Annotated in this window: 23 protein-coding genes and 1 pseudogene; 6 read left to right on the forward strand and 18 right to left on the reverse strand. The window is 30.4% G+C overall.

Features of this window, described 5'->3' with window-relative positions; all coding sequences use genetic code 11:
* From bamA to murI, 4 genes are all read left to right on the forward strand, one after another.
* A partial coding sequence (gene bamA, locus ACTG3S_RS06750) for an outer membrane protein assembly factor BamA (RefSeq protein WP_439128600.1) occupies positions 1 to 2,436 on the forward strand: 2,436 nt, incomplete at its 5' end.
* Positions 2,437 to 2,499: 63 nt separating this feature from the next.
* Positions 2,500 to 3,291, forward strand: coding sequence for an OmpH family outer membrane protein (locus ACTG3S_RS06755; protein WP_439128601.1), 792 nt, complete (start codon positions 2,500 to 2,502; stop codon positions 3,289 to 3,291).
* A 12-nt stretch (positions 3,292 to 3,303) separates the two neighbouring features.
* Complete coding sequence (locus tag ACTG3S_RS06760) at positions 3,304 to 3,837, forward strand: OmpH family outer membrane protein (protein ID WP_439128602.1); 534 nt, start codon at positions 3,304 to 3,306, stop codon at positions 3,835 to 3,837.
* A 61-nt stretch (positions 3,838 to 3,898) separates the two neighbouring features.
* The gene (gene murI, locus ACTG3S_RS06765) at positions 3,899 to 4,690 is read left to right on the forward strand and encodes a glutamate racemase (RefSeq protein WP_439128603.1); all 792 of its coding nucleotides are present in this window, start codon (positions 3,899 to 3,901) and stop codon (positions 4,688 to 4,690) included.
* Here murI and ACTG3S_RS06770 read toward each other — a convergent pair.
* The 13 genes from ACTG3S_RS06770 to ACTG3S_RS06830 all read right to left on the reverse strand — a co-directional run bounded on the left by ACTG3S_RS06770 (position 4,687) and on the right by ACTG3S_RS06830 (position 18,088).
* A complete protein-coding gene (locus ACTG3S_RS06770) occupies positions 4,687 to 5,670 on the reverse strand; it encodes a PorP/SprF family type IX secretion system membrane protein (protein WP_439128604.1) in 984 nt (327 codons plus the stop codon). The genes murI and ACTG3S_RS06770 overlap by 4 nt on opposite strands.
* 272 nt (positions 5,671 to 5,942) lie before the next feature.
* Positions 5,943 to 6,452 (reverse strand): hypothetical protein, encoded by a 510-nt coding sequence (locus ACTG3S_RS06775; RefSeq protein WP_439128605.1) that lies wholly within the window; start codon positions 6,450 to 6,452, stop codon positions 5,943 to 5,945.
* 222 nt (positions 6,453 to 6,674) lie between these two features.
* Entirely contained in the window at positions 6,675 to 7,106 is a 432-nt protein-coding gene (locus ACTG3S_RS06780) for a hypothetical protein (protein WP_439128606.1), read from the reverse strand.
* Between the two features lie 255 nt (positions 7,107 to 7,361).
* Positions 7,362 to 8,060, reverse strand: a complete 699-nt coding sequence (locus tag ACTG3S_RS06785; protein WP_439128607.1) for a sulfite exporter TauE/SafE family protein — start codon at positions 8,058 to 8,060, stop codon at positions 7,362 to 7,364.
* On the reverse strand, positions 8,060 to 8,506 hold the full coding sequence (locus ACTG3S_RS06790) for a FixH family protein (RefSeq protein WP_439128608.1): 447 nt from the start codon (positions 8,504 to 8,506) through the stop codon (positions 8,060 to 8,062). Before ACTG3S_RS06790 ends, ACTG3S_RS06785 begins: the two co-directional genes overlap by 1 nt.
* A gap of 58 nt (positions 8,507 to 8,564) precedes the next feature.
* Complete coding sequence (gene ccoG, locus ACTG3S_RS06795) at positions 8,565 to 9,986, reverse strand: cytochrome c oxidase accessory protein CcoG (protein ID WP_439128609.1); 1,422 nt, start codon at positions 9,984 to 9,986, stop codon at positions 8,565 to 8,567.
* 28 nt (positions 9,987 to 10,014) lie between these two features.
* A complete protein-coding gene (locus ACTG3S_RS06800) occupies positions 10,015 to 10,875 on the reverse strand; it encodes a cbb3-type cytochrome c oxidase N-terminal domain-containing protein (RefSeq protein ID WP_439128610.1) in 861 nt (286 codons plus the stop codon).
* A gap of 19 nt (positions 10,876 to 10,894) precedes the next feature.
* Positions 10,895 to 11,059: a CcoQ/FixQ family Cbb3-type cytochrome c oxidase assembly chaperone gene (locus ACTG3S_RS06805; RefSeq protein ID WP_439128611.1), complete on the reverse strand. Its 165-nt coding sequence runs from the start codon at positions 11,057 to 11,059 to the stop codon at positions 10,895 to 10,897.
* A 5-nt stretch (positions 11,060 to 11,064) separates the two neighbouring features.
* Positions 11,065 to 13,260: a cytochrome-c oxidase, cbb3-type subunit I gene (gene ccoN, locus ACTG3S_RS06810; RefSeq protein WP_439128612.1), complete on the reverse strand. Its 2,196-nt coding sequence runs from the start codon at positions 13,258 to 13,260 to the stop codon at positions 11,065 to 11,067.
* A gap of 10 nt (positions 13,261 to 13,270) precedes the next feature.
* Positions 13,271 to 13,447, reverse strand: coding sequence for a cbb3-type cytochrome oxidase assembly protein CcoS (gene ccoS, locus ACTG3S_RS06815; RefSeq protein WP_439128613.1), 177 nt, complete (start codon positions 13,445 to 13,447; stop codon positions 13,271 to 13,273).
* Positions 13,448 to 13,585: 138 nt separating this feature from the next.
* A complete protein-coding gene (hemN, locus tag ACTG3S_RS06820; RefSeq protein WP_439128614.1) occupies positions 13,586 to 14,950 on the reverse strand; it encodes an oxygen-independent coproporphyrinogen III oxidase in 1,365 nt (454 codons plus the stop codon).
* A 64-nt stretch (positions 14,951 to 15,014) separates the two neighbouring features.
* On the reverse strand, positions 15,015 to 15,713 hold the full coding sequence (gene deoD / locus ACTG3S_RS06825) for a purine-nucleoside phosphorylase (RefSeq protein WP_439128615.1): 699 nt from the start codon (positions 15,711 to 15,713) through the stop codon (positions 15,015 to 15,017).
* Positions 15,714 to 15,715: 2 nt separating this feature from the next.
* Entirely contained in the window at positions 15,716 to 18,088 is a 2,373-nt protein-coding gene (locus ACTG3S_RS06830) for a heavy metal translocating P-type ATPase (protein WP_439128616.1), read from the reverse strand.
* 146 nt (positions 18,089 to 18,234) lie between these two features.
* Between ACTG3S_RS06830 and ACTG3S_RS06835 the strand changes: the two genes are divergently transcribed.
* Positions 18,235 to 18,879, forward strand: a complete 645-nt coding sequence (locus tag ACTG3S_RS06835) for a Crp/Fnr family transcriptional regulator (RefSeq protein ID WP_439128617.1) — start codon at positions 18,235 to 18,237, stop codon at positions 18,877 to 18,879.
* Positions 18,880 to 18,883: 4 nt separating this feature from the next.
* On the opposite strand, the gene ACTG3S_RS06840 is transcribed toward ACTG3S_RS06835, so the two are convergent.
* Positions 18,884 to 20,182, reverse strand: a complete 1,299-nt coding sequence (locus ACTG3S_RS06840) for a sugar MFS transporter (protein WP_439128618.1) — start codon at positions 20,180 to 20,182, stop codon at positions 18,884 to 18,886.
* 265 nt (positions 20,183 to 20,447) lie between these two features.
* Here ACTG3S_RS06840 and ACTG3S_RS06845 point away from each other — a divergent pair, with 265 nt between their 5' ends.
* Positions 20,448 to 22,373, forward strand: a complete 1,926-nt coding sequence (locus tag ACTG3S_RS06845; protein ID WP_439128619.1) for a glycoside hydrolase family 97 catalytic domain-containing protein — start codon at positions 20,448 to 20,450, stop codon at positions 22,371 to 22,373.
* Positions 22,374 to 22,454: 81 nt separating this feature from the next.
* Here the strand turns inward: ACTG3S_RS06845 and ACTG3S_RS06850 are convergent, their stop codons facing one another.
* The 4 genes and pseudogenes from ACTG3S_RS06850 to araD all read right to left on the reverse strand — a co-directional run.
* Positions 22,455 to 24,020 (reverse strand): solute:sodium symporter family transporter, encoded by a 1,566-nt coding sequence (locus ACTG3S_RS06850; RefSeq protein WP_439128620.1) that lies wholly within the window; start codon positions 24,018 to 24,020, stop codon positions 22,455 to 22,457.
* 32 nt (positions 24,021 to 24,052) lie between these two features.
* Positions 24,053 to 25,237, reverse strand: coding sequence for an aldose epimerase family protein (locus ACTG3S_RS06855; protein ID WP_439128621.1), 1,185 nt, complete (start codon positions 25,235 to 25,237; stop codon positions 24,053 to 24,055).
* A 23-nt stretch (positions 25,238 to 25,260) separates the two neighbouring features.
* Positions 25,261 to 26,751, reverse strand: a complete 1,491-nt coding sequence (gene araA, locus ACTG3S_RS06860) for an L-arabinose isomerase (RefSeq protein WP_439128622.1) — start codon at positions 26,749 to 26,751, stop codon at positions 25,261 to 25,263.
* Positions 26,752 to 26,766: 15 nt separating this feature from the next.
* Positions 26,767 to 26,931, reverse strand: a pseudogene (gene araD / locus ACTG3S_RS06865) (L-ribulose-5-phosphate 4-epimerase); the annotation flags it as partial.

Genomic DNA, 26,931 nt, shown 5'->3' on the forward strand with positions numbered 1-26,931 from the left:
GCCACTTTTGAAAGAGGAAAAGAATATATTTTAGGAGGAATAACTGTAACTGGACTTAAAAAATTTAGTGAAGAAACGGTTCGTGTTTTTACAGGTTTAAGATATGGGCAAACCATAAAACTTCCTGGTGACAAACTTACCAGTGCCATAAAAAAATTATACGAAAGTAAACAGTTTAGCGATGTTGATGTTTATTTAGCAAGATTAGATGGTAATACTGTTTACTTACAGTTAGATGTACAAGAATTACCACAGTTAAATCAAGTAAAAATTAACGGGGTTAAAAAATCTAAAGCTAAAGAACTTATTAAAGAAGCTGAGTTAACTATAGGAAAACAAATTACAGACAACTTATTGGTAACAACCAAAAACTACTTCACTAAAAAATATACAGACAAAGGATATTTAAAAACAAAAGTAAGTTTAGATGTTCAAAAAGACACCTCAGATATTAATGTGGTAAACATGTCCGTTTTTATTGATAAAGGCAAAAAAATAAAAATAAAAAACATCAATTTTACTGGTAACAAAGCACTATCTGATAGAAAACTTAGAAAAGCTATGAAAAATACCAAAGAGAAATTTTTTGGTAGGTTTTGGAAAAGCTCTAAATACATAGAAGAAGATTATCAAGAAGATTTAGAAAGTATTTTAGACAAATATAGTAGATTAGGTTATAGAGATGCACGTATTTTAAAAGAAGGTATTTCTTGGAATGGCGATAATACCATAGATATCAACATAGAACTAGAGGAAGGAAGACAATACAGGTTTGCAGAAATTTTATTTGTGGGTAATAAAGAATATACAGATGAACAATTACAGGCAATATTAAGAATAGAAAAAGGAGATGTATACAATGGAGCCGTTTTAAAAGAACGTGTAAAAGGAGATAATTCTCCAACCTCTGTAGATATTTCTACCACTTATCAAGACACAGGGTTTTTATTCTCTCAAGTAAATGCAGTAGAAACAAAGGTAGAAAATGATTCTATTACAGTAGAAATTAGAATTAGAGAAGATGAAAAAGCACGTATTAAAAGAGTAACAGTCTCTGGAAACGATAAAACAAATGATCATGTAATTTTTAGAGAATTACGAGTAAAACCAGGAGATTTATTTAGTAGAAAAGCAATTATTAGATCTATTAGAGAAATTGGTCAATTAGGTTTTTTCGATCAAAATGTAACACCAGATGTGGTGCCAGATTACAATAACAAAACAACAGATATTAATTTTAATGTAATAGAAAAAGGTGGTAGCCAAATAGAATTACAAGGTGGTTATGGTGGTGGCTCTTTTATTGGTACGTTAGGATTATCTTTTAACAACTTTTCTATTAAAAACATCTTTAATAAGGAAGCTTACAAACCATTACCAATGGGTGATGGACAAAAACTTTCTTTGAGATTGCAAACAAGTAGAACTTTTAGCACTTATAGTTTTTCTTTTACAGAGCCTTGGTTTGGCGGTAAAACACCAAAAGCATTATCATTTTCGGTGTATCAATCCAATCAATTTCAAATTAATCCACAAACTTTTGATGTAGATAAAGATAGAAAACTAGGAATTACTGGTGCCTCAGTTGGCTTAGGACAGCGTTTAAAATGGCCAGATGACTTTTTTCAATTATCACAAACAATTTCTTATCAAAGTTTTCAGTTAAAAAATTATGGATTTAGAGTGGGTGAAAATATTTTAAATAATGGTACTTTAAATAATCTTTCTTACAATTTAAATTTAACAAGAAATTCAGCAGGACCAAGTTTAATTTTCCCAACTTATGGTTCTGAGTTTTCTATTGGTGTAAAGGCTACACTGCCCTACTCTTTATTTACTGACAAAGATTACACACAACCAGATGGTTTAACAGCAGAACAAGAAAATGATTTTTTAGCTGATAAGTTTAAATGGTTAGAATATTACAAATTGAACTTTAAAGGAAAATGGTATACATCATTTACAGACAAATTGGTATTAATGACAAATACTGAATTTGGTTATTTAGGTTTTTATAATGATGATTTAGGACAAACACCTTTTGAACGTTATTTTGTTGGTGGTGATGGTATTGCTGTTTTTCAATTAGATGGTAGAGAAGTTGTAGGTTTAAGAGGTTATGAAAACAACAGATTATCTTCTATTTCTGGGGGTACAATTTATAATAAATTTCAATTAGAGCTTAGATATTCTATTACAGATTCACCTTCTGCATCTATTTATACTTTAGGTTTTTTAGAAGCAGGTAACTCTTATGACAATTTTGATACATTTAATCCGTTTAATGTAAAACGTTCTGCTGGTTTAGGAGTTAGAATATTTATGCCTGCGTTTGGTTTATTAGGAATCGATTTTGCACACGGTTTTGACCCATTACCAGGCCAAATCGAAAAATCTGGCTGGCAAACACATTTTATAATCGGAAGACAATTCTAGAAAAACTGTACATTTGTTATGTTAAAAGTTTTTTTGGCACGGTTTTTTCTAAACACTATACAAATGAAAAATATTTTTTTATCAATCGTTCTTTTACTTACTGTTAGTATTTCTTGGTCTCAAAGAAATCAAATAATTGCCTACATAGATATGGAATACATTTTAGAAAATGTACCAGAATATTTAGAAGCACAAAATACACTAGATGAAAAAGTAGTAAAATGGAGAAAGCAATTAGATAAAGAAGCTAGATATATAGAGGTTTTAAAAACAGACCTTGCCAATGAAAAAGCAATTCTTACAAAAGACTTAATTGAAGAAAAGGAAGAAGAAATCGCTTTAAAGCAAGACGAGTTAAGAAGACTAGAATCTTTGTACTTTGGCCCAAGAGGAGATATGTTTTCTTTAAGAAAACAATTGGTAAAACCAATACAAGATCAGGTTTACAACGCCATACAAAGTATTGCTGCAAGAAAGAAATACGATTTTGTTTTTGATAAATCTAGTGAATTGGTTATGCTATATTCCAATAAAAAATACGATATTAGCGAGCTCGTTTTAGCAACTATAGACAGAACAAGATTAATAGATGAAAAAAACTCGAAAAGGAAAAAGAAAAACGCTCCAAAAGAGCTAACAGCAAAGCAGAAACAAGCTATTGCTAAAAAAGAAGCTGCAATTAGCAAAAAAGAGGTAGAAAGAGCAGCAAAAAAGAAAGCATTAGAAGAAAGAAGAAAAGAACTGTTAAGAAAGAGAGAAGAAAAAAGAGAGCTACTTAGAAAAAAGAAAGAAGCCTTAAAAAAGAAAAAAGAAGAACAGAAGAAGGAACAAGAAAAAAAAGAAAATAATAATTAAATTAAAACAAGAATGAAGAATTTTAGAACGTTACTATTAATTGCTGTATTTACTTTAGGATTTGCGGGTATTTCAAATGCACAAAAAATAGGTCATATAAATTACCAAAGAGTAATAGACAATATGCCAGAAACAAGAGCGTTAACTGCAAACTTAGAGAAAATTGGTAAAACATATCAAGGAGAGATTGAGGGTATGAAGAAAAAATTAGAATCTAAATACCAAAAATACTCTGCTGAACAAGCTACACAAACAGAAGAGACTAACAAAAAAAGAGCAGAAGAAGTTCAGTTAGATAGAGTAAAATATGAGCAAGCACAAAAAGCTGCTTACCAAGAAATGCAAGCAAAGCAAAACGCAGGTTTAGAGCCAATTGTTAAAAAAGCAGAAAAAGCTATTGAAGAAGCTGCAGCAGAAAAAGGTATTTTATATGTTTTTGAAGAAAAATCTTTGATTGTTAAGAAAGGTGTAGATTTATATGATGCTGTAAAAGCAAAATTAGGTTTATTAAAAGATTTACCTAGACCACAACAACCACAAAAATAAATACCACTAATATTTATAAAAAACCTGCTTTTACAGCAGGTTTTTTTATTTTTACAAAACAATGAACAACCCAATTGGTTTTTTTGATTCTGGTGTTGGTGGCACTTCTATTTGGAAAGAAGTAACAACATTACTACCCTATGAAAGCTCTATCTATCTTTCTGATAGCATCAATGCGCCTTATGGCGAAAAGCCTAAAGAAGACATCTTAGCTTTGTGTATAAAAAACACCGAGTTTTTATTAAACCAAAATTGTAAATTAATCGTTGTTGCCTGCAATACAGCAACTACAAATGCTATACAATATTTAAGAGATAATTACAAAGTACCTTTTATAGGTATAGAACCTGCTATAAAACCTGCAGCCTTAACAACAAAGACAAACACAATTGGTATTTTAGCCACTAAAGGCACCTTAAACAGCGCATTGTTTGAAAAAACATCTAGTACGTTTAGAAAACACATTAAAATTAAAGAAACGGTAGGAAAAGGTCTTGTAGAACTTATAGAAAAAGGCGAATTACAATCTAAAGAAATGAATAATTTATTGGAATATTATTTACAGCCAATGGTGACAGAAAATATAGATGCTTTGGTTTTAGGTTGTACGCATTATCCGTATTTAATACCTCAAATTAAAAAAATTATAGGGAATTCAATTAAAATTATAGATTCTGGAGAAGCTGTTGCTAGACAAACAAAAGCAATTCTAAAAAAGAATAAATTACTAAATACAAGTAAACAAACTACAAAGCATGTTTTTTTTATTAATACCAATAAAAAAACATTAGAGAATTTGGTTTTCAATACCAATAATATACAGAAAATAAAAATTATTGAAACTGCTTTTTAAAAGCTTCCAAACATCGAATTGATGTTAGGACAGGCAGCCGCCCTTGGTTCTCTTGTCCACAAATTAATACCTAATGATATTTGATGAAAGCCTGCATCTGCAAAAAGTATCTCATTTAATTGTCTTGTATAGGTATAAGAAAACATGAAGTTTTTAAAATTTACACCAACTACAGGCGAAAAATAAGAAGCATTGTCTATGCTATTTGTATCAAAATTTCTTCTGTAAGATAATGCCGCCCAAAGTTGGGTTTCTGATAATGTTTTGTAAACTTTTAAATTGATGTCTGCAATTCTTTCTCCAGTACCTTCTCTAAATTGTAACATCATAGAAGGTTCTAACTGCACAAAATTTTCTTTACCAAAAAAATATCCAGCAGATAAAATATAATTTCTTAAGTCTAAAGGTTCTTGTACATTCAAGTTGTTTTTTGCCGTTAAAAAAAGATTTTTAACCGTAAAATAAGAAGACAAACCTGCTCTATGGTAAGCTACACTAAAATCTGCATTATAATAGCTTGTACTTTCTACAATTGCTGCAACCGCAGGATCTCCATTAAAAGTTCTTTGGTCAGATTGATTTTGAACAAACGAAAAAGACAAACCAAAAGAAAGTTGTTCAAAAAAACGACCATCGCTCATCGGTAAGTGATATGCATACGTACCTTGCAAACCTTGTTGAGAATGAAAACCATTTTTATCATTAAACAACACCAAACCATAACCTGCGTTAGATTCTTCGCCAAATTTTGTGTGAAAACTTACGGTTTGTAAAGCTGGTGCATTGGGTACACCTATCCATTGCTGTCTTGCTGTAAGTCTTAATTTACTAGAATTACCAATACCAGCTGCAGATGGATGCACTAAAAAAACATTGTCTGACAAGTAATCTGTATAAATAGGTAAAGTTTCTTGTGCTTGATTATTTATAGAGAAAAAAACAATACTCAAAAGGCATATTCGAATGTAAATTAACTTCATTAAAGTTGTATTATTTAAAACAAAATCAAATATATCGTTTTTATAAGAATAAAATGTTCTTATGTTGAAGATTTAACAATGTTTTTAAAACTTTAAAAATAAAAAAATATGGTTCGTAGTTGAGTTTTTCTTTCTAAAAAATAAAATAGGGTTGTTTTAAATTTTAAGAGATATATAAATTCAACTTTTAATTTAACTTCTTATAAATAAAATAGAGCTAAACAACTAAACTGTTTAGCTCTATTCTAAAAAAATGAAAACTAATATATGTCTTATAAAGAGTATTTTAACCCTACAAAACCACTAATTATTAACGGATTTTCGCAATTGTATAATTCTACTAAGTCTTTTCTGTGTGTAAGTTGCTGAGTACAAGTGATTTTAATTCGTTTACTTATTTTATAATTTAATTCTCCACTAACACTAAAACTAAAAAAACCCTCTTTTTCTCTATAAATTTTTCCAAAATCTGTAGAAATAATTGCACCAATTTTTCCACAAACATTACTTATACCATAACCTCCACCAATTGAATAGCGCTTATAATTTTTTACTTTTAAATCTGCATATTCTACCGAAAGATAAGTGAGTAAATAACTTTTTTTAAAGTTATAAACTGGAACTTCTAATTTAGATAACAAATTAGTTGTTAACGGTTCATTTCCTTTATCATCACCAAGAAATAACAACCTAAAATCTTGTTGCAAAGAAACTTCTACACTGTTTTGACTGTAAACAGTAAAAGATACCAAAAAGCTAAAAACTATAAATATTTTTTTCATAATAGACGGGGGATTTATTTAAGTTTAAAATTAAACTTAAGTAAAGATGTTTTAGCACCAAATTTCTCTAATGAAGTGTTTTTTTAATGTTGTTAATGTACAAGTATATAAGCAAAGTAATTCATCATCGCTCTATAGTTGTATTTTTTGACATTTAAGCTTTATGGCTTCCACAAATAACTTACACTAGAAAAATTTGGTTTTGATAGATAGCTTTTTAAATTATATTTTTTTCATTTTACCCTCCCAAGATACTCCTCCTAAGGTAGATTCATAAAAGATAAAACCACGCTTAATTTTATTTATTTTAAAGTATAATTTTGTACCACTTTTAAAGGGAAAATTAGGTAATGTAGATTCTTTCAACGTCATAAAGCATTCGTCTTCAGAAGTCCATTCTACAGTAGATTTAATGAAGTATTTTTTATCCTCAAAATATTCTATGTGTTCATTTTCAGAAAAGATAACTAATACATTATTACCCTTATATTTGTAAGTATATTTTGCCTCTTCTAATAAAGGGATAATTTCATCTTCAGATGAATCTACCTTAGTATATGTATTAAACTTAATTGGATTAATCATTGCTACTTCTTGTGCACTAGAGTATAGTGTGATAAAAAAGATTGCTAAAAAAAAGTGTAAATTTTTCATAATAATAAAATTTTAGTAATATGAATATTTTGTTATATAATCATATTGGGGGATTAATAAATATTTATTCTACTATGTAAAGATATTTCATAAATAAGCTGTTTTCAATAGGCAAAATTCTTAATTTATGAAAAAGAGAAAAAATTATCTATTTTAAAAATGTTGTAAAACTATTATTTAAATAGCACAAAAAAACCAAGAATATCAAAAGATACCTTGCTTAAAAAGAAATAATTAGTGAGTTTTTATGGATGCTTAATGGCAAGAAGAATTTGCAGTAACCAGATCTAAAACTGGTGAAGGAGAAATGTATGGTATGCCCAAGCCTAAACCTCTTAAAATAAAAAGAAAACCAATACAAACTACCAAAATTGGTATTGCTTTTTGTATTCTTTTTCTAATGATACCTTTGGTAAAATTACCTAAATAAACTACAGATGTCATTAAAGGAATAGTGCCCAAACCAAAAAGAAACATATACAAACTACCAGAAAAAGCATTGGTGGTTGCTAAAGCACCAAAAATAGCCATGTATACTAAACCGCATGGTAAAAATCCATTTAAAAAACCAATGGTAAAAAAAGTATCATTTCTTTTATTTTTTAGTTCTTTACCCAATGCATTTTTAACTTTAAAAATAATACTGCTTATAGTTTTAGAGGCGTTTACTTTTTTAAATATTTTTGGAAATAGTATAAATAAAATCATTAGAACTCCAACAATTATAGATATTTGTTGCTGAAAACCAAACAGATAAAAGCTTTTACCTAAAAAACCAAATAACAGACCTATTAAACTGTAAGTAAATAATCTACCGAAATGATAACTTAAAACCTGAAAAAAACCTTTTACTTTATGAGTTCTATCTATTGGCAACATAAAAGCTATAGGCCCACACATTCCTACACAGTGGAAACTACCCAATAAACCGAATATAATTGCAGACAAAAACATTAATAAATAATTTCTTTTTTAACTAAGTAATTTTTATTGTTATATTTAAAAACTATATTAATGTTCCAGCGACCATCTAGTAAACGTTTCTCAGGCACGAGCAAATATGGTTTAGAAGTTGAAATTGGTATTTCAAAATCTAATTGTTTATTAGATGGTCTATATAGGAACACTTTTCCTTGTATTTTATTAGGAGTAAAATTGTTTGGAAATGTTATTTTTAAGTCTTTTACAATTCTTTCTATTTTTATTTTTTCTTTTAAACTAGAGGCATTTTTTTCTGCATCTATTTCGTCTTGAAAACCTAATTCTTTTTGGTAATATTTTTCGGTAACCAAATCGTGACTATAACTGTTATCTGTACTCATTGTTATAACAAAGTACATGATAAATCCCATAAAAGCTATAATTGCCACTACAATACCTGTTCCCCAATTAAATTTCATAATTTATATTTTTTTTAGCTAACCCAAAATTCACAACTCAAAACTAACAACTAAAAATTTACTTATAACTTCTTGGGCCTAAGAAATTTGTAATTGTAGTTTCTATTAATTTATCTCCGCTAAAAACGCCAATTTCTAGTTTATCTTTATCGCCTTTTAAGGCAGATGCATTTATTTCTATAAACAAGGTACCTTCTGCCAAACCTCTTTTAGGTACTATAAAGTTTGAGTGAGAAACCAGTTCTATTTTACCTTTGTGTGATAATATCTTATAGCTAATATCCTCAATATCTTCAGAAGTTTTGTTTATTACTTTATAGGTATACACATTGCTAATAATGTTGTTTTCTTTATGCTGATATAATTGCCCTGGCAATCTTAAAATAGTTGCTTCTACATCATTTCTTAAAAAGAGCATCCCAATTAAAATTCCTGTTAAGATAAATAACACTGCAGAATAACCTTTCATTCTTGCAGTCAATTGAAAAGGTTTTTTCTTTACAATATTATCTTCACTAGCATAGCGAATCAAACCTTTTGGTAAATTAATACTTTCCATTATGTGATCACACTCGTCTATACAAGCAGTACAATTTACACACTCTAATTGTGTACCATTTCTAATATCTATACCTGTTGGGCAAACTACCACGCATTGTTTACAATCTATACAATCTCCTTTTCCTAAAGCTTCTCTGTCTTCATTTTTCTTGAATTTAGACCTTCCTTGTTCTCTTTCTCCACGTTTATAATCGTACGCAACATTAATAGTTTTATTATCTAACAAAACACCTTGCAATCTACCATAAGGACAAGCAATTATACATACTTGCTCTCTAAACCAAGCAAATACAAAATAAAAAACTGAGGTAAAGATTAGTAGGGCAATAAGTGTACTTATATTATCAAAAGGATTCCCTGTGATATAACTTATAAGAACATCTCCACCTATTAAATAGGCTAAAAATACATTGGCGATAATGAAAGAAATCACAAAGAAAATAAACCATTTTAAAAGTCTTTTTCTAATTTTTTCAGCATTCCAAGGTTGCTTGTCTAATCGAATTTGTTTCCCTCTATCACCATCTATCCAATATTCTATTTTTCTAAAAACCATTTCTAAAAAAATGGTTTGTGGACAAATCCATCCACAGAAAATTCTACCAAAAACAACGGTAAATAAGATTACAAAGACTACACCTGTAATCATTGAGATTACTAATAAATGAAAGTCTTGTGGCCAAAATGGAAAGCCAAAAATATTAAACTTACGTTCTAAAACGTTAAATAACAAAAATTGATTTCCGTTAACTTTTATAAAAGGTGCAGATAATAAAAAGGCTAATAAAAAATAACTTACATAACTTCTGTATTTATAAAATCTACCACTTGGTTTTTTAGGAAAAACCCAAGAACGCTTACCTTCTGAATTGATAGTACCAATACTATCTCTAAAAACTTCATTCTCGGGCGTTTCCATATAAATACTTATTTTTTATTATTATAGGTTATTCTTCCTCCCATTTTTCTCCTTGCGGAGCTTTTGCTTTTGCAGGTGTTGTACCTTGTAATGAAATCACATAGCTAGATACTTTTGCAATATCTGCAGCTTTTAAGGTTTTGTTCCACGCAATCATACCTTTACCATCTCTACCACCATTATAAACCGTGTTAAAAACGTTTTTAATACCTCCGCCTAAAATCCAATATTCATCTGTTAAGTTAGGCCCAATTTGACCACCTCCATCTTTTAAGTGACAAGATGCACAGTTTAAGTTAAATACAGCTTTACCTCTTGATAAATCGCTTGCATCTGTTAAAAGCGTAACATTTTCTGGAGTAATTAAATCTACTGGTGCCGACTTTTTGTATTCTTTTAATGCTGCTTTTGCTTCTGCAACAGCTTTATTGTACTCCATCGCCTGATTGTCTCCATCTAACACTTGAAATCTTACCAAATAAATAACACCAAATAGAATAGTTGCATAAAACATGTACACCCACCAAGGTGGTAAAGAGTTGTCTAATTCTTTTATACCATCATAATTATGGTCTAAAATAATATCTTCTTCTTGTTCTATTGCTTTAGCTCTAGTCCATTTTACTAATATTTTTTTAATCCAAAGATTGGGTTCTTCTGGTAAAATACCTTCTTTTTCATTTTGTAAATCTGTAGCTTTTTTAATTGCTAAAACATTTACAGCTTCTTTAAGAACTACTACCAAAATAAAGCCTATTAAAGCCAACCAAACTAGCGGGTTTTCGTAAATATTAAATGGGTTTTCGTACACCATAAACGATTTTGCAAGTGCTATAAACGTAACAATTACAAAAACTACATATATTGTAGATTGAAAAGATCTTTTCATTGTTTTAAAGCTTTTTTTATTAGTCTAAAGGTATTTTACTAACCTTGTTTATATAATCTTTTTTTGCAGAAAACACCCACCAAAATAAGGCTACAAAAAAAGTAAAGAATATTAATAATGATATCATTGGATAAATCTCTATACCAGTAATACTCTCTAAATGTCCTTTTATAAATTTAAACATAACTTTTATTTTTTACTGATTTTCTGTTCTTCTTTAACTTTTATATCTGTTCCTAAACGCTGTATATAAGCAATTAAAGCAACTATTTCTCTATTTTTCATCTCTACAAAATCCTCTCCATTTTCTTGTGCATATTTTTTGTCAGCATCATAGTTTTTAGCAAAATCTGGGTCTGCATATAAATTTTCTTGAATTTGAGCTCCTTGCGCTAACATATTTGCTTGTGCATTTGCAATTTCCTCATCAGTATAAGGTACACCTAAAGTAACCATTGCCTTCATTTTGCCTTCTGTGTTAGACTTATCAAGCTCATTTACAATTAACCATTTGTAAGATGGCATTATAGATCCTGGAGATGTACTTTGAGGATCGTACATATGGTTTAAGTGCCAGCTATCATTATATTTCTGACCTACTCTGTGTAAATCTGGACCAGTACGTTTACTTCCCCATAAAAATGGATGATCGTATACAAACTCACCTGCTTTAGAGTACTCTCCATAACGTTCTACTTCACTTCTAAAAGGTCTTATCATTTGTGAGTGACATCCTACACAACCTTCTCTGATGTATAAATCTCTTCCTTCTAACTCTAAAGGAGTATAAGGTTTTACACTACTAATTGTTGGTATGTTCGATTTTACTAATAATGTTGGTATAATCTGTACAGCACCACCAATTAAAATAGCTATGGTTGCATAAATGGTTAATTTTATTGGTTTTCTTTCTAACCAAGTATGATACCCTTCTCCTCTAGTTCTATGCTTAGATACTTTCTTTAAGGCGGGTGCTTCTGCTAACTCATCTGTAACTGCACTTCCAGATCTAACGGTTCTTACAACATTGTACAACATTATAAGTGCACCCAAAATATACATGCTACCACCGATGGCACGCATCCAATACATAGGTATAATTTCGTTTACAGTCTCTAAAAAGTTACCATATGTTAATGTACCATCTGGATTAAATTGTTTCCACATAGAAGCTTGAACAAAACCAGCTACATACATTGGTAATGCATATAAAATAATACCTAATGTACCTACCCAAAAGTGTACGTTTGCTAAACCTGTAGAATATAATTTTGTTTTAAACAATCTTGGTATCATCCAATATAACATACCAAATGCAAAGAAACCATTCCAAGCTAAAGCACCAACGTGAACGTGGGCTATAATCCAATCTGAAAAGTGTGCAATGGCATTTACATTTTTTAGAGATAACATAGGGCCTTCAAAAGTTGCCATACCATAACCTGTAATTGCAACTACCATAAATTTTAAAACTGGGTCTGTACGCACTTTATCCCAAGCACCTCTTAAGGTTAACAAGCCATTAATCATACCACCCCAAGATGGTGCAATTAACATTACAGAAAATGCTACTCCTAAATTCTGTGCCCAATCTGGTAGGGCAGAATATAATAAATGATGTGGTCCTGCCCATATATAGATAAATATTAAAGACCAGAAATGCACTATAGAAAGTCTATATGAATAGACAGGTCTATTTGCTGCTTTTGGCACAAAGTAATACATCAACCCTAAAAATGGAGTAGTTAAGAAAAATGCAACTGCATTATGGCCATACCACCATTGTACCAAAGCGTCTTGTACACCTGCATATACAGAATAAGATTTTAAAGCACTTACTGGTAATTCTAAACTGTTAAAAATGTGCAATACTGCAACTGTAACAAATGTTGCTAAATAAAACCAAATAGCGACATATAAGTGACGTTGTCTTCTTCTTAAAATCGTCCAAATCATATTTACACCAAAAGCTACCCAAACTAAAGCAATGGCAATATCTATAGGCCACTCTAGCTCTGCATATTCTTTAGAAGTGGTATATCCTAAAGGAAGTGTAATGGCTGCAGCAACTATAATTAATTGCCAACCCCAAAAATTAAAATTACTTAAAAAGTTACTTGCCATTCTTGTTTTTAATAAACGCTGTAGCGAATAATAAACACCGGCATAAATGGCATTACCTACAAAGGCAAAAATTACTGCATTGGTATGTAAAGGTCTTAAACGACCAAAACTTAACCACGAAATTCCGTCTGTTAAGCTTGGGAACAAAAACATAAAAGCGAGTAATAAACCTACACTAAAACCTACAATACCCCAAAGAAGCGTAGCGTAGATAAACTTTTTTACGATCTTATTGTCGTAATAAAATTGTTGCATTTCCATATAATTTAATTTAAACTTTATTTGATTTTTCTGTTGATTCTTTTACTAATTCGTCATCAAACAGCATACGAACAGAGGGCGTGTATGAATCATCATACTGACCTCTTTTTACTGAATAAATAAATGCGATAAAAAATACTAATGCCACTAAAATACTTAGTGTAAGTAGAAGGTATATTACGCTCATATCTTGCCTGATAATTTTAATAGATCAAAAATAGTTTTGTTCTTGTTTTTAAAATATGACATTTGTCATATTTACTTAATACTTCGTCAAATAAAACCACAAAAAACTCACAATCAATTACTTGTTGTATTTAATTTTTTAAATTGTCATCGAAAATAATTGTGTTTTAGGTTTGTTTTCTAAAAGATGAACATCAAAAGCCATACAAATATTTCTTACAAAGGGTCTTGCTTTCTCTGGTATGGTTAATTTGTTTTTTTCTATTTGTACCAAACCATCATTTTCCATTTCTTTTAATAATGCTAAATGCTTTTCTATATTTTTAATTTGCATGGTTTCTTTTTCCCATGAAGTGGAAAAATTGCACATCATATTTAAAATATGTTTTCTGATAACTCTATCTTCTGTATTTAATAAATGGCCTCTAAATATTGGGATTTCGCCAGCATTTACTAATTGCTGATACTCTTTTACCGTTTTTACATTTTGTGCAAATGCGTACCATGAGTCTGATATTGCAGACATGCCCAAACCAATCATTAATTGCGTTTTACTAGCTGTGTAGCCCATAAAATTTCTATGAATGGTTTTGTTGAGGGTTGCCTTATACAAACTATCCGTTTTTAAGGCAAAATGATCCATACCAATTTCTTGATAACCTAATGTTGCAAATAGCTCCTTCCCTATTTCATAAAGTGCTCTTTTATCTTCATCCTTTGGCAAATCATCATCATTAAAACCTCTTTGCCCAACACCTTTTACCCAAGGTACATGTGCGTAGCTGTAGAAAGAAATTCTGTCTGGTTGTAATTCTTTGGTTTTGTTGATGGTATGAATTACATTTTCTTTGGTTTGAAAGGGTAAGCCAAAAATCAAATCGTGACTTACAGAAGTGTAACCAATTTCTCGTGACCATTTTGTAACTTTTGCTACAGCTTCAAAAGGTTGAATTCGATGAATTGCCTGTTGCACTTTTTCATTATAATCTTGCACACCAAAACTTACTCTTGTAAAACCACAATAAAACAAAGTTTGTAGCTGTTCTTTAGTGGTATTGTTTGGATGACCTTCGAAACTGAACTCGTGTTCAGGATGTTTTTTTGCGATAGAAAAAATACCATTCATTAAAAACTGTAAGTTTTCTTTTGAGAAAAAAGTAGGCGTACCTCCACCCAAATGTAACTCTTTTACAATGGGTTTTTCATCTAACAAAGCCACATATAATTTCCATTCTTTTAAGACGGTTTCTATATACTCCTCTTCTACTTCGTGTCGTTTGGTAATGTGCTTATGACACGCACAAAAAGTACACAAACTCTCACAAAAAGGTAAATGGATGTATAGACTAATTCCTTCTGATTGATTACTCTCTTTAAAGGATTTTTGAAAAGATTGTATCCAATCTTGTTTATCAATTCCTGCTTTGTTCCAATAAGGTACAGTTGGATAACTGGTGTATCTTGGACCTGGAATGTTGTATTTTTGTATTAGTGATTGTTTCATTTTTCTAATTTCTTATTACGAGATTTCTCGATTGGGCTCGAAATGACAACGTCAGAACTGACAACTAAGCCAATTCTAAAGCAATTTCTATCATTTCTTTAAAGGTTTGTTCTCTCTCTTCTGCTGTAGTTCTTTCTTTGGTTACCAAACTATCTGAAATTGTTAAAATAGACAGTGCGTTTACATTGTATTTTGCAGCAACTGTATACAAACCAGAAGTTTCCATTTCTACACACAAAACACCATACTCTGCCCATTTTTTATAGCTTTCAAAATCATCTGCATAAAACTCATCTGAACTTAAAATTCCACCTGCTTTTATAGGTATGTTTTTTTGTTTTGCTATTGTTACTGCTTTTTGAAACAATTGAAAACTTGCTGCTGGTGCAAAATCTGCTCCATTAAAACGGATGGTATTTAAACCCGAATTTGTAGACGCTGTCATTGCCAAAACAATGTCTCTTATTTTAATTTCTTTTTGATAAGAGCCTGCAGAACCTACTCTAATTAAGTTTTTTACACCATACTCTGTAATTAATTCTGTTGCATATATTAAGGTTGATGGGATGCCCATTCCTGTACCTTGCACCGAAATTTTATTGCCTTTATAAGCACCTGTAAAGCCTAACATACCTCTTACATCATTATATTGTTTTGCATTTTCTAAAAAAGTATCTGCAATCCATTTTGCTCTCATAGGATCTCCTGGTAATAAAACAGTTTCTGCAATTTCTTGTTTTTTTGCTTGTATATGAATGCTCATTTTTATGTAATTTTATTACCTAATAAATTAGTAGCCACTGTAGTAAATACCACAATACTGATAGAACTTAAAGGCATTAAAATTGCCGCTATTACCGGCATTAACTGCCCAGTAATTGCAAAATATAATCCTACAATATTGTAACATAAAGAAAGTATAAAACAGTATTTTATAATTTTTATCGCTTTTTTAGAGGCGTTTAAGAAGGTTTCTATATTATAAAATTTTGATGCATCTAAAATTCCATCGCAAGCAGGGGAAAAAACATTTATATTTTCTGACAAAGCAATACCAACATCACTTTGTGCTAAAGCTCCAGCATCATTTAAACCATCACCAATCATAGCTGTTTTATTACCTTGTTTTTGTAAATTGGCAATAACTTCTAATTTATCTTCTGGCTTTTGGTTGAATTGTAAATTAGTTTCTGAAGGTAAAAAGTTTTGTAAATACTCTTTTTCTCCCTCATTATCTCCAGAAACTACAGCAAGTTTATAATCTTTATTAAGAGATTTGAAAACCTTTTTAACCCCTCTTCTATAGGCATTTTTAAAAATATATTTCCCTTTATAAACATCATTAAAACTAATGTGTACCGCAGTATCTAAAGTTGATTTTTCATCATTATTATTTACAAAAGATGCTGAACCTAATTTTAGATTTGTTGTGTTAAAATTTGCTTCAATACCTTTACCCACTACTTCTTTATAATTGGTAATTTGCTGTGTTTCTAGTGAACTAAATTTATTATAAAGTGTTCTACTTAATGGATGATTTGAAGCTCGTAAAGTACTTTTTAATAATTTTTCTTCTTCTGCACTTAGAACATCACCCTCATACAAAACTTTACTTTCTTTATTGGTTGTAAGTGTACCTGTTTTATCGAAAATTACAGTATCTATTTTTGCTAATTGTTCTACAACTGTTGCATTTTTTAAATAGAATTTATGTTTTCCAAAAATGCGCAACATATTACCCAATGTAAATGGCGCTGCCAAGGCTATTGCACAAGGGCAGGCTATAATTAAAACTGCCGTAAATACGTTTAGTGCCTTATTAGAATCGATAAATAACCAATAAATTGTTGCTAAAATAGCAATCGATAAAACTGCTATTGTAAAGTTTTTACTAATGGTATCTGTAATGGTTTTAAAGGGAGATTTGTTTTCTTTGTTAAATACATCATTACTCCACAATTGGGTTAAATAACTTTGAGAAACTGAGGCTAAAACCTCCATTTCTATAACTCCAGAAAGTTGCTTGCCGCCAGCAAAAAGTTTGTCTCCAGATTTTTTTTCTACAGGAACAGCTTCACCTGTAACAAAGCTATAATCTATAGCAGCATTTCCGTTTATTAAAATACCATCTACAGGTATTAACTCCTCATTTCTAATTAATAACCTATCTCCTTTTTCGACATCATAAATTTGTACATTTTCTTCTTTTGAATTTTTAATTCTTGTTACTGCTATCGGAAAATAAGATTTATAATCACGCTCAAAAGACAAGAAATTATAGGTTTTTTGTTGAAAAAATTTTCCTAATAATAAAAAGAAAACCAAGCCTGTTAAACTATCAAAAAAACCAGTACCTAAATCAAATATAATTTCTACAGTACTTCTTATAAATAATACAGAAATTCCCAATGCAATAGGTACATCTATATTTAAAATTTTAGATCGTAAACCTTTAAAAGCGGATATAAAATAGTCTCTACCAGCATAAAAAACAACGGGTAATGAAAAGAAAAACATCAACCATCTAAATACATTTTTGTATTGTTCTATCCAAAAACCATCTACTTCAAAATACTCAGGAAAAGACAAAAACATTACATTGCCAAAAGCAAAACCCGCTACTCCTAATTTATAAATTAAGCTTCTATTTACTGCTTTTTTTCCTCCTTCATAATCCTCTAGACTTATGTATGGTTCATAACCAATTGCACTAAGTAATAGCACAATTTCTTTTAAAGAAGTGGTTTCTGAATTATAGGTAATTCGAACTTGTTTCTTTGTAAAATCTACTTGAGAAGATGATATTTCTGGCTTTAACTTATGTAAATTTTCTAATACCCAAATACAAGAACTACAATGAATATGTGGTATGTAAAGTGTTACAATTTGTGTATCAGCATCAGAAAAATCTAATAATTTTTTAACAATTTCTTCCTGCTCCAAAAAATCATATTTTCCTTGAATTTCTGTAGGGATTGCTCCAGGATTGTCTTGAAAATTGTAATAACAAGTTAAATCGTTCTCAGAAAAAATTTCATAAACAGTTTTACAACCATTACAACAGAATTGTTTCTCATCAAACTTAACGTGATTGTTATCACAAGAATCGCCACAGTGATAACATTGTGTAGATTTCATATTTACTCTTTTGCCTGCCACAAAATTCTAAGAATTGTTTTGTTTATTATATGATATTTATCATCTTTTCAATATCTTTGGATAGATATTATACTTTATAAATTATGAGTAAGTGTGAACAATGCATAGTGCGGAAATTTAATTCATTGACCCATTTATCTAGAGAGGAATTGGTTAAAATTTCTGCTTGTAAAACTTCTAGAATCATAAAAAAAGGAGAGCCACTTTTTAGTGAAGGAGAACACATAAATGGTATCTTTTGTATAAAAGACGGTATTTGTAAGGTCTCTAAAATGAGTGAAAATGGTAGAAACCAAATTGTAAACCTTATTACAAAAGGAGATATTCTTGGAGAAAGAAGTCTTGTTACACAAGAAGCTTCTAATTTGGAAGCAATAGCTTTAGAAGACATGGAAGTTTGTTTTATACCTAAAGAAGAGATTATAGAAGATTTAGAAAAGAACCCAAAATTTTCTATGAGTGTTTTAAAAGATATGGCTAATAATTTAAAAAAAGCCGATAATATCATTGTAGACATGGCTCAAAAAACGGTAAAACAACGTTTGGCTGAAACACTTATCAATTTAAAAGAAAAGTTTGATACTAATAATGATGGCATTATAAATGTACGTTTGTCTAGAGAAGATATTGCCAATATTATTGGTACCGCAACAGAATCTGCCATCAGATTATTATCTGACTTAAAAAAGAAAAAGTATATAGAGTTTGTTGGTAAAGAAATTAAAATTTTAAATTTATCTGAACTAGAAAAAATTGCACAAGGTTTTTAAAAAATTACCACTTTTTTAATTTATGTCCCCAAATTGCAAAGTATAATATAATTGCATAACAGGGTATCAAAATCCAATAACTACTATTAGAAGCTGTTGCTAATGCTGTAAGTTCCTCTGTGCCATTCGCAATCATTTCTTGCTTACTTGCATCTACCATTCTACCATATAAAGGCGGTATTATTGCACCACCAGAAATAGCCATAATTAATAAAGCAGAAGCTGTTTTTGTAAATTTACCCAAACCATCTAACGTTAGAGGCCAAATTGCTGGCCAAACCAATGCATTTGCAATACCAAGCGCAGCAACAAATAGTATAGATGCGTAACCTGTAGTGTTTAAAATACAAATACTAAATACAATCCCTAAAATTGCACTTGCAATTAAAGCTGTTTTTTGTTGAATATATTTAGGTATTAAAAAAACACCTAAAGCGTAAGTTGCTACCATTGCTAAAAGTGTATATGTGGTAAAATATTTTGCTTCTTCACCTGTAAAACCTAAAGAAATACCATAAGCTATAATAGTATCTCCAGCAATAACCTCTGCACCCACATAAACAAATAAGGCAATTACACCCAACCATAAATTCGGAAATTGAAAAATACTTGTTTTGCTTGTACTTTGATTATTCTCGTCTTTACTTTCAGTGGCTTCAACTTCTGGCAATGGTGCTTTTCTAATTAAAACACCCAAAATAAATAATACAATTGCCATTATAATATACGGCATAAATACACTGTCTGCCATTGCATCTAACAATACATTTTTCTCTTCTATAGAAGCTCCTGCAAGTTTTTCTTTGGTTTTATCGATACCTGACAACAATAAAGCACCAAATATTAAAGAGCCTAAGGCACCCGCAATTTTGTTAGCAATTCCCATAATTGCAATTCTTTTTGCACCACTTTCTATAGGCCCTAAAATAGTTATATAGGGGTTTGAAGCTGTTTGCAAAATAGTCATACCAATTCCTTGTATAAAAATACCAGCTAAAAACACCCAATAAGTTCTAGCTTCTGCTGCAGGTATAAAAACCAAAGCACCAATTGCCATAATTATTAAACCTAGGGACATTCCTTTCTTATATCCAATTTTATTTAAAATATAAGATGCTGGTAATGCCATAACTACAAACGAAATGTAAGAAGCAGAGGCTACCAGATAGGATTGAGCATCTGTTAGTTCGTTAATGGTTTTCATAAACGGAATTAATGCTCCGTTAATCCATGTTACGAAACCAAAAATGAAAAATAAACTGGCAATAATAACAATTGCAGTGGTATTATTTTTTTGTTGCATCTATATTTTATTTTACAATATTATAATTTAACACCTTGTTCTAAATACACTTATTATGTAAAAAGTAAATGTATGAAAAATGATAATAACTTATTAAAAATTGAAAAATAGTTGAATAGGAAAAAATCTAAATAAATTATTAAATCATAATTACATTTATAACTAGACTCTCTTTAGAAATTGGGTCGATGTGAAAAAATCTAAAAAAGAATAATAAAAATGAAAATTATTCTTTATTTTACAAGTGTAATTAAAACACTACTAAATGAGAAGAAATATTTTTATATCCTATTTAATTGGAACAATATTAATTTTTATTAGCTGTTCAGAGTCTAAACAAAATAATCTAGTTAATTCTGATGGTACTTTGAAAATAAAAATTGATTTAGATTCACAAAAACGTCCTTTTTTTAAACTATTTCATAAAGATCAAATTATTTTAGACACCTCTTACTTAGGTATCAAAAGAAAAGATCAAGATTTTTTTTCAAATATAACTCTTAAAAACATCTCTGAAGGGAAATATATAGAAGACAACTATACAATGTTTCAAGGAAAACAGAAGGAAATAAAATATACAGCACTACAATATAAAATTGAATTGGAAAATAAAAACGGAATGGCTATGAACATCATTTTCAATCTTTCTAATGATGGAGTTGCTTTTAAATATATTTTTTCAAAAAAATCAGAATCAGTTTATAAAATTGAAGATGAAAAAACAACTTATAATTTTGTTACAAACACTAAAAGTTGGTTGCAACCTATGTCTAAAGCTAAAACTGGTTGGGAACAGGTAAATCCTTCTTATGAAGAGCATTATTTATCTGCTATATCAGTTGATAAAAAATCTCCAATTGGTGAAGGTTGGGTGTATCCAGCTTTATTTAACACGAATGATACATGGGTATTAATTTCAGAAACTGGTTTGCATAGTAAATATTCTGGCACAAGATTAATTTATAACAACGAGTATAATGCACTTAAGGTTTCCTTTCCTCAAAAAGAAGAAGTTTTTCCTGATGGAGCATTAAAACCAGAAGCAAAAACACCTTGGGAAACCCCTTGGCGAATTCTAACTATTGGAAATTTAAAAACGATAACCGAAAGTACCCTAGGCACAGATTTAGCAAATAAAGCCATAGAAATGGATACTTCTTTTATTAAAAGTGGCTTATCTTCTTGGAGTTGGGTGTTGTTAAAAGATGACTTTACCAATTATGAAACCTCAATAAAATTTATTGATTATGCATCAGAAATGAATTGGGATTACTGCCTAATTGATGCAGATTGGGACCAAAAAATTGGTTACGAAAAAATGAATGAACTGACCAAATATGCTGCATTAAAAAATGTAAAATTATTGGTTTGGTATAATTCTGCTGGTAGTTGGAATACTACTCCTTATACTCCAAAAGATAAACTTCTTACTTCAAAAAGCAGAAAAGAAGAATTTAAAAAACTTAATGAAATAGCTGTTTCTGGGGTTAAAATTGACTTTTTTGGAGGTGATGGACAATCTATGATTGCTTATTACCATGCTATTTTAAAAGATGCAGCAAAACACAAATTATTAGTTAATTTTCATGGTGCTACTTTACCTAGAGGATGGCAAAGAACCTATCCAAATTTAATGACAGTTGAAGCTATAAAAGGAGAAGAATTTATCACTTTTGAACAAGCAAATGCAGATTTGCAACCAAGCCATAGTGCTATTTTACCATTTACTAGAAATGTTTTTGATCCAATGGATTTTACGCCAATGGTTTTAGATAGTATTCCTGGTATACATAGAAGAACATCAAAAAGTTTCGAGTTAGCACTTCCCGTATTATTTCTTTCTGGAATTCAACATATGGCTGAAACTCCTGATGGCATGAAAAAACAACCAGATTATGTTATTGACTATTTAAAAGATATTCCAACAAATTGGGATGAATCAAAATTTATTACAGGCTATCCTGGGAAAGATGTAGTTATGGCAAGACGAAAAAACAATACTTGGTTTATTGTTGGAATTAATGGTGAAAATAAACAAAAAACATTGCAACTTGATTTATCTTTTATCGACAATAAAAATGGTTTTGTAATCACTGATAATAATAGGGCTTTTAAAAAAATAAAAATAAATAGTAAAAATCTAACAACAATTCAGCTTGATCCAAATGGTGGATTTGTAGCTAAATTTTAATAAAAAAAAAGGAAGTGATTATTTCTATCACTTCCTTTTAAATCAATCTCAAAAAAAATTATCAGTTGTATTTTTGTTATATTATGAAAGTGAAATATAAAGCGCTATAACCAAACCTACAATTACATAACCTACAGGTTTTAAATATTTCCAATTCGTAATATCTACTTGCCTAGTATATTCTTGGTTATAGTCTGAAGTTCTTGGACTAAATGCTGTTATAATAAACATGATGATTACAGTAAGCACAAACAAAATTCCCATTAAATGTAAGAAACTAATATCTGGTTTAATAACATATAGCGTAACTAAATAAGTAATAACGCTAAACAAAATACCAATATTTGCTGCTTTGGCAGATACACGTTTATTGAATATTCCAACAAGTATTATAGCTAAAATTGGCACACTATGCGTACCATTTAATTCTTGTAAATACGTAAAAATTCCACCTTCAACGCCATAAAGTAATGGTGCAATTCCCATTGAGAATAAAGCCAAAACGATTCCAAATGTTTTACCAGCTCTTACCACTTGTTTTTCATTTGCATCCTTATTAATATATTCTTTATAAAAATCCAATCCAAATAACGTTACAGAACTATTTAAAGCACTATTAAAGGAACTTAATATCGCTCCAAAAAGTACCGCTGCAAAAAATCCTATAAAGGCTACAGGTAAAACTGCTTTTACAACCATAGGATAAGCTTCATCTGCATTTGCAAGATCTCCATTAAAAATATAAAAGGCAATAATACCTGGCAATACCACAATAAATGGTCCTAATATTTTTATAAATGCTGCTAATAAAAGTCCTTTTTGACCTTCCTTTAGATTTTTAGCTCCAAGCGCTCTTTGAATAATGGCTTGATTTGTTCCCCAATAATAAAAATTCACAATTATCATTCCTGTGAATAATGTCCAAAAAGGAACATCAGAATCAGGACCTCCAATGATATCAAATTTTTCAGGAAGTGCTGTTGTTAATTTATTAAGACCTGTTAAAACGTTACCATCACCAATTTTCATCAATCCAAAAATTGGAATTAGTGATCCACCAATTAACAACCCAACTGCATTTATTGAATCTGAAACTGCAACTGCTTTAAGACCTCCAAAAATAGCATAAATACTACCTGTAATACCTATAGCCCAAACGGTTACCCAAAGTGCAGGTTCTGGCTCCATATTTAATAATTCTGGAATATCAAACATTGTGTTTATTGCCAATGCACCCGAATATAAAACTGTAGGCAACATAGAAATAGCGTACCCTAAAAGAAATAAAAGAGATACAATAGTTTTAGTGCTTTTGGCATACCTGTTTTGTAAAAACTGAGGTATGGTAGCAATTCCACTTTTTAAATATTTTGGTAACAAAACAAAAGCTGTAAAAACCATGGCAATAGCAGCAACAACCTCATAAGCCATAATAGGAATTCCATCTCTAAACGAAACTCCATTCATTCCAACAATTTGTTCTGTTGATAAATTGGTAAGTAATAATGAACCCGCAATTACAGGACCTGTTAAACTTCTTCCTCCTAAAAAATACCCATCTGAAGTATTTTCGTCTGTTTTTCTTGTTGACCACCAAGCTATAATTGCTACAAGTAGTGTAAAAGCACCAAAAGATATAAGTCCCATAATTTATTTAGTTAATATTTGTGGTTATTAAATTACTTTACAGAAAATTTAAAAATCGTTTTTGTTGAATATGTTTCACCTGGATTTAAAACCGTAGATGGAAATTTTTCTTGATTAGGCGAATCTGGATAATGTTGTGTTTCTAAACAAAATCCTGTTCTGTGTGCATAGGTTCCGCCTTCTGGCATTGGTAACGAACCATCTAAAAAGTTTCCGGTATAAAATTGAATTGCAGGTTCTTCCGAATGAATTTCCATAAATCGTCCACTAGTTTCATCGTAAGCAGAAGCTACAAAACGCATTTCTCCATTTTCACCATTTAAAACCCAGCAATGATCGTAACCTTTGCCACGTTTTAATTGTTCGTTACTAGCATTAATTTCTTTACCTATTTTTTTAGAGGAATTGAAATCAAAAGGTGTTTCTTTAACTTCTCTAATTTCACCAGTCGGAATCAAAGTAGCATCTACTGGTAAATACGTATCTGCATCTATCACTACATCATGATTTAAAATATCTTTAGAAAAATCTCCTGTTAAATTAAAATAAGCATGTTGTGTTAAATTAACTACAGTTGATTTATCTGTTGTAGCTTCGTAAGAAACCTCAACAGAATTATCTTTTGTTAGTGTGTAAATTACTGTAACTTCTAAATTTCCTGGATAACCTTCTTCACCATCTTTACTTAAATACGTTAATTTTAAAGATGAATTTTCTTTGCCTTCCATTGGTGTTGCTGTCCAAACTACACGATCAAAACCATTAACACCCCCATGCAAATGATTTGCCCCATCATTGGTTGCCAAGGTATATTCTTCACCATTTAAAGTGAATTTACCATTTGCTATTCTGTTTCCATATCGACCAATTAATGCACCAAAAAAAGGATTATCTGCTCTTAAATATCCTTCCATCGTATCATGTCCTAAAACAACGTTTTCTAATTTTCCTGTTTTATTTGGTACTTTTAAAGATGTTATTCTACCTCCATAAGTAATCACATTCAACTCAACACCATTCTTGTTTTTTAGGGTATATTTTTCAATTGCTTTACCCTCTTTCGTGTTACCAAATTCTGATTTTACAATTGTAAGATTCTCTACTGCCATAGGTTTTGATTTTTCAGTTGTATCTTCTTTTTTTTGATTTTTACAACTGATTCCCAAACATAATACTATTATCAATAAAAAATAAGGAATAGGTTTTAAATTTTTCATCTTAACATCTTTATAATTAATTTTTATTTGTAGAAAGCTTCATTAGTATGAATTGTGTTTTTAAAGCTTCTTATGGTTGTATCTTCATCAATTACTAAAGATTCAATATCTGCCATTTCTGCAAAATCTTCTAATTGCTCTACAGAAACATTTTCGCTATAACAAGAATGATGAGCACCACCTGCTAAAATCCAAGATGTACAAGCTGTTTTAAAATCAGGTAAAAGTTTCCACATAACTCTTGCAACAGGTAAGTTAGGTAATTTTTCTGTAACTTCTTCACCAACCGTTTTATTGATTAAAAGTCTAAAACGATTACCAAAGTCCATTAATGCAGCTACTAAAGAATCACCAGCTTTACCATTAAATACTAGACGAACAGGGTCTTCTTTACCACCAATTCCTAAAGCATGTACCTCACAAGATGGTTTATTAGCGGCTAAAACAGGGTCTACTTCTAACATATGCGACCCTAAAACTCTAGGTTTTTCTGGATCTAAATGATAGGTATAATCTTCCATAAATGCACTACCACCTTCTAGACCTGAACCCATAACTTTCATTGCGCGAACCAAAGCTGCTGTTTTCCAATCTCCTTCACCAGCAAATCCATATCCCTTTTGCATCAACCTTTGTACAGCGATTCCTGGTAATTGTTTTATACCGTGCAGATCTTCAAAAGTATCGCTAAAACCTTTAAACCCACCATCTACTAAAAATTTTTCTAAACCTAATTCAATACGAGCAGATTCTATTAAAGACGAACGCTTTTCTCCCCCTTCAAGTAAATTATCATCTACATGATAGGACTCCTCATATTCTTTAATTAAAGTATTTATTTCTTCATCAGAAATAGAGTTAATCACTTCAACTAAATCACCAACTGCATAAGTATTTACTGAAAACCCAAACTTGGTTTCTGCCTCTACCTTATCGCCATCTGTAACCGCTACAAAACGCATATTATCTCCAAAACGAGCAAATTTAGCCCCTTGCCAATCATCCCAAGCAGCAGCAACTCGTGTCCAATCTCCAATATTTTTTTGAACTGAATCTTCAGTCCAGTGCCCAACAACTATTTTTCTGTTTTTTCTTAATCTACTTACCATAAATCCAAACTCACGATCTCCATGAGCAGCTTGATTCAGGTTCATGAAATCCATATCTATAGAATCCCAAGGAATATCTCTATTAAACTGCGTATGTAAATGACATAATGGTTTTTGAAGCGCAGTTAAACCACGAATCCACATTTTTGCTGGAGAAAATGTATGCATCCAAGTGATAACCCCAATACAATTTTCTTCTTGATTTGCTGCAGTTAAAGTATCATAAATTTCTTCCGTAGATTTTACAGTAGGCTTATAAACTACTTTAACAGGTATTGTAGATGAAGCATCTAAAGCTTTTACAATTTCAGAAGAGTTTTTAGCTACTTGAGCTAAAGTTTCTGGTCCATATAAATCTTGGCTTCCCGTAATAAACCAAACTTCTTTGTTAGAAATATCTATCATAATTCTCTGTATTCTTTATTGACCGTAATAAGCATTTTTACCATGCTTACGTTCGTAATGTTTTTTTATTAATGAATCTTTTAATCGTGGAGCACTAGGGTTAATTTGTAGCGTAAAATAAGCCATTTCTGCCACCACTTCTAATACTTTACTGTTATATACAGCCTTAGCTGCATTTTT

It is taken from the genome of Polaribacter sp. (genome assembly GCF_965656025.1).
Taxonomy (GTDB): domain Bacteria; phylum Bacteroidota; class Bacteroidia; order Flavobacteriales; family Flavobacteriaceae; genus Polaribacter.

What these genes read in the sequence shown, in the direction of transcription:
- ACTG3S_RS06830 (WP_439128616.1), bottom strand. Translation starts at nt 18,088, where the DNA reads ATGAAATCTACACAATGTTATCACTGTGGCGATTCTTGTGATAACAAT.
- ACTG3S_RS06800 (WP_439128610.1), bottom strand. Translation starts at nt 10,875, where the DNA reads ATGAAAAGATCTTTTCAATCTACAATATATGTAGTTTTTGTAATTGTT.
- ACTG3S_RS06775 (WP_439128605.1), bottom strand. Translation starts at nt 6,452, where the DNA reads ATGAAAAAAATATTTATAGTTTTTAGCTTTTTGGTATCTTTTACTGTT.
- ACTG3S_RS06785 (WP_439128607.1), bottom strand. Translation starts at nt 8,060, where the DNA reads ATGTTTTTGTCTGCAATTATATTCGGTTTATTGGGTAGTTTCCACTGT.
- ACTG3S_RS06840 (WP_439128618.1), bottom strand. Translation starts at nt 20,182, where the DNA reads ATGCAACAAAAAAATAATACCACTGCAATTGTTATTATTGCCAGTTTA.
- ccoG (WP_439128609.1), bottom strand. Translation starts at nt 9,986, where the DNA reads ATGGAAACGCCCGAGAATGAAGTTTTTAGAGATAGTATTGGTACTATC.
- hemN (WP_439128614.1), bottom strand. Translation starts at nt 14,950, where the DNA reads ATGAAACAATCACTAATACAAAAATACAACATTCCAGGTCCAAGATAC.
- deoD (WP_439128615.1), bottom strand. Translation starts at nt 15,713, where the DNA reads ATGAGCATTCATATACAAGCAAAAAAACAAGAAATTGCAGAAACTGTT.
- ccoS (WP_439128613.1), bottom strand. Translation starts at nt 13,447, where the DNA reads ATGAGCGTAATATACCTTCTACTTACACTAAGTATTTTAGTGGCATTA.
- ACTG3S_RS06855 (WP_439128621.1), bottom strand. Translation starts at nt 25,237, where the DNA reads ATGAAAAATTTAAAACCTATTCCTTATTTTTTATTGATAATAGTATTA.
- ACTG3S_RS06845 (WP_439128619.1), top strand. Translation starts at nt 20,448, where the DNA reads ATGAGAAGAAATATTTTTATATCCTATTTAATTGGAACAATATTAATT.
- ACTG3S_RS06805 (WP_439128611.1), bottom strand. Translation starts at nt 11,059, where the DNA reads ATGTTTAAATTTATAAAAGGACATTTAGAGAGTATTACTGGTATAGAG.
- ccoN (WP_439128612.1), bottom strand. Translation starts at nt 13,260, where the DNA reads ATGGAAATGCAACAATTTTATTACGACAATAAGATCGTAAAAAAGTTT.
- ACTG3S_RS06780 (WP_439128606.1), bottom strand. Translation starts at nt 7,106, where the DNA reads ATGAAAAATTTACACTTTTTTTTAGCAATCTTTTTTATCACACTATAC.
- ACTG3S_RS06850 (WP_439128620.1), bottom strand. Translation starts at nt 24,020, where the DNA reads ATGGGACTTATATCTTTTGGTGCTTTTACACTACTTGTAGCAATTATA.
- ACTG3S_RS06790 (WP_439128608.1), bottom strand. Translation starts at nt 8,506, where the DNA reads ATGAAATTTAATTGGGGAACAGGTATTGTAGTGGCAATTATAGCTTTT.
- ACTG3S_RS06760 (WP_439128602.1), top strand. Translation starts at nt 3,304, where the DNA reads ATGAAGAATTTTAGAACGTTACTATTAATTGCTGTATTTACTTTAGGA.
- araA (WP_439128622.1), bottom strand. Translation starts at nt 26,751, where the DNA reads ATGATAGATATTTCTAACAAAGAAGTTTGGTTTATTACGGGAAGCCAA.
- ACTG3S_RS06770 (WP_439128604.1), bottom strand. Translation starts at nt 5,670, where the DNA reads ATGAAGTTAATTTACATTCGAATATGCCTTTTGAGTATTGTTTTTTTC.
- murI (WP_439128603.1), top strand. Translation starts at nt 3,899, where the DNA reads ATGAACAACCCAATTGGTTTTTTTGATTCTGGTGTTGGTGGCACTTCT.
- ACTG3S_RS06755 (WP_439128601.1), top strand. Translation starts at nt 2,500, where the DNA reads ATGAAAAATATTTTTTTATCAATCGTTCTTTTACTTACTGTTAGTATT.